General features: G+C 62.5%; 2 protein-coding genes. One reads left to right on the forward strand and one right to left on the reverse strand.

What is annotated here, in order from left to right:
* The coding region (locus tag ABYW26_RS12725) for a mechanosensitive ion channel family protein (RefSeq protein WP_372605276.1) at positions 1-1,289 on the reverse strand (1,289 nt) is incomplete at its 3' end.
* Positions 1,290-1,550: 261 nt separating this feature from the next.
* Between ABYW26_RS12725 and leuC the strand changes: the two genes are divergently transcribed.
* The gene (leuC, locus tag ABYW26_RS12730) at positions 1,551-2,957 is read left to right on the forward strand and encodes a 3-isopropylmalate dehydratase large subunit (protein ID WP_372605277.1); all 1,407 of its coding nucleotides are present in this window, start codon (positions 1,551-1,553) and stop codon (positions 2,955-2,957) included.
* The last annotated feature ends 6 nt before the right edge of the window (positions 2,958-2,963 follow it).

Here is a 2,963-nt window from a genome sequence, read left to right on the forward strand (position 1 = left end):
AGGCGCACTTCCTGCTGCGGGAACGGGATCGAGATGCCAGCCGCATGAAACGCGTCCCAGAGCGCCAGATAGACCGATCCACGCACGTTGGTCAGACCCTGAGTCGGGTCGGTGATCCAGAACCGCAGGATATAATCGACCGAGCTGTCGCCGAAGCCGACGATATGACAGACCGGCGGCCGCGAATTCAGCACCCGGCCAACCGAGCGCGCTGCCTCGACCGCGATATCGCGGACCTTGTGCGGATCGTCGTGGTAGGAGGTGCCGAAAAAGATGTCCAATCGGACGAAATCATTGGTGTGCGACCAGTTCACAACCTGATTGGTAATCAGGTCTTCGTTCGGGATCAGGTATTCGCGGCCATCGCGCGTCACCACCGAGGCATAGCGCGCGCCCAGCGTGTTGATCCAGCCGAAGGTCTCGCCCAGGCTGATGACATCGCCCGGCTTGATCGACTTGTCCAACAGGATGATGACGCCCGAAACAAGGTTCGACACCACCTTTTGCAGACCGAAACCAAGGCCGACACCGATGGCCCCCGACAGCACCGCCAGCCCGGTCAGGTCAAAGCCCACCGCCTTGAGGCCGATGAAGAAGGCCGCGCCATACAGCGTGATCTGCAACATCTTGACGATCAGCACCCGCATCGAAGGCGAGATGTCCTCGTTCCGCTGCACCTGAGTGGCCGTCGCCTGTGCGGTCAGCCGCGCCAGCGTGAACAGGATGGTCGTGACCACCAGGGCCTTGAGCACCGCCAGCGCGGTCAGGCGAAATTCGCCAAAGGTGATGGCAATACCATCAAGGAAAGTCGTCGCCTGTTCGGTCAGGCCAAGGAAATATAAGGTGACATAGGCCAGCATGCCCCATGTCACGATCCGCCTCAGCGCCCGGTTGCTGACCAGCCGCGCCGCCAGCCGCACCAGCAGCCATGCCAGCGCCAGCGTCGCCGCCAGCGCGATAAAATAGCTGCGGGATGGCCATGTCATCTCGCGCATGGTCCAGACCAACGGCCAGCTGCACAGCACGAACAAGATCAGCTGCAGGCGCTTTTGCACCACCACGAAGGCGCGCAATTGCCATTTGGCCACGCCTTCTTTGCCACGCACCCAGCGATCCAGCCGTGGCCGGATTGCCCAAGCGACCACATAGGTCAGGCCGATCAGCGCAAGGATGATCAGCACCTGATACAGCCGCCAACCGGGCCGGGTCAGGCTTTCGATAAAGCTCATGGCCTGACCCAGCAGTTGCTCGATCTGCTCGGCCAGAGTCGCGTTGGTTTCTGGCTGCATGCGGCCTCCTGCCCGTCAACTTATCATGGGTTGGCAACGGGGCAAGCGCGGCTTTCAGGACGGCCGGGGGAACGGGCGCTCTTGATAGACTCGGGGGGAAAGAGTATCTGAGCGCCATGACACAGATATTTGACATGGATGACCGCGCGCGCCTGCCCTGGCGGTTCTTTGGTGCGACCCGGTCGGTACGTGCCGGCCTATAGGCTGGCCTGCCTTTCCTATGTCTGAAAACCTTACTGAAATTCCCGCGGGAGAGACCCAATGACCGCCCCGAAAACCCTGTATGATAAAATCTGGGATGCCCACCTTGCCCACGAGGCCGAGGACGGCACCTGCCTGCTGTATATCGACCGCCATCTGGTGCACGAAGTCACCAGCCCGCAAGCCTTCGAAGGCCTGCGCATGACCGGTCGCACCGTGCGCGCCCCGGACAAAACCATCGCTGTGCCGGATCACAACGTGCCGACCACGCTGGACCGCGCCAAGGGCATCGAAAACCCGGAAAGCCGCATTCAGGTCGAAGCCTTGGACAAGAACGCCAAGGATTTCGGCATTCACTATTATCCGGTGTCGGACGTGCGTCAGGGCATCGTGCATATCGTCGGCCCCGAACAGGGCTGGACCCTGCCGGGCATGACCGTGGTCTGCGGCGACAGCCACACCGCCACCCACGGCGCGTTCGGGGCGCTGGCCCACGGGATCGGCACCTCTGAGGTCGAGCACGTTCTGGCCACCCAGACGCTGATCCAGAAGAAATCGAAAAACATGAAGGTCGAGATCACCGGCAAGCTGCGCCCGGGTGTGACCGCCAAGGACATCACCCTGTCGGTGATCGGCGAGACCGGCACCGCTGGCGGCACCGGCTATGTCATCGAATATTGCGGCGAAGCGATCCGCGATCTGTCGATGGAAGGCCGCATGACCGTCTGCAACATGGCCATCGAAGGCGGCGCCCGCGCTGGCCTGATCGCGCCCGACCAGAAAACCTATGACTATGTCAAAGGCCGCCCGCACGCCCCGAAAGGCGCGGATTGGGACAAGGCGATGGCGTGGTGGCAGACGCTTTATACCGACGAAGGCGCGCATTTCGATAAGGTCATCACCATCAAGGGCGAAGACATCGCTCCGGTCGTGACCTGGGGCACCTCGCCCGAGGATGTTCTGCCGATCACCGCCGAAGTCCCCGCGCCCAGCTCGTTCAAGGGCGGCAAGGTCGATGCGGCTGCGCGCTCGATCGAATACATGGGCCTGAAGGCCGGTCAGAAACTGACCGATATCGAAATCGACACCGTGTTCATCGGCTCTTGCACCAACGGCCGCATTGAAGACCTGCGCGCCGCTGCTGAGATCCTGAAAGGCAAAAAGATCAAGGACGGTATCCGTGCCATGGTCGTGCCGGGCTCGGGTCTGGTTCGCGCGCAGGCCGAGGAAGAGGGCATCGCCCAGATCTTTATCGACGCCGGTTTCGAATGGCGTCTGGCCGGGTGCTCGATGTGCCTTGCGATGAACCCGGATCAGCTGTCGCCGGGCGAACGCTGTGCCGCGACTTCGAACCGCAACTTCGAAGGCCGTCAGGGCCGCGGTGGCCGCACCCACCTGATGAGCCCGGCCATGGCCGCCGCCGCCGCGGTGACCGGCCACCTGACCGACGTGCGCGAGATGGTGTAAGCCGTC

The sequence above is a fragment of the Actibacterium sp. genome (genome assembly GCF_041584535.1).
Classification (GTDB): domain Bacteria; phylum Pseudomonadota; class Alphaproteobacteria; order Rhodobacterales; family Rhodobacteraceae; genus Actibacterium_D.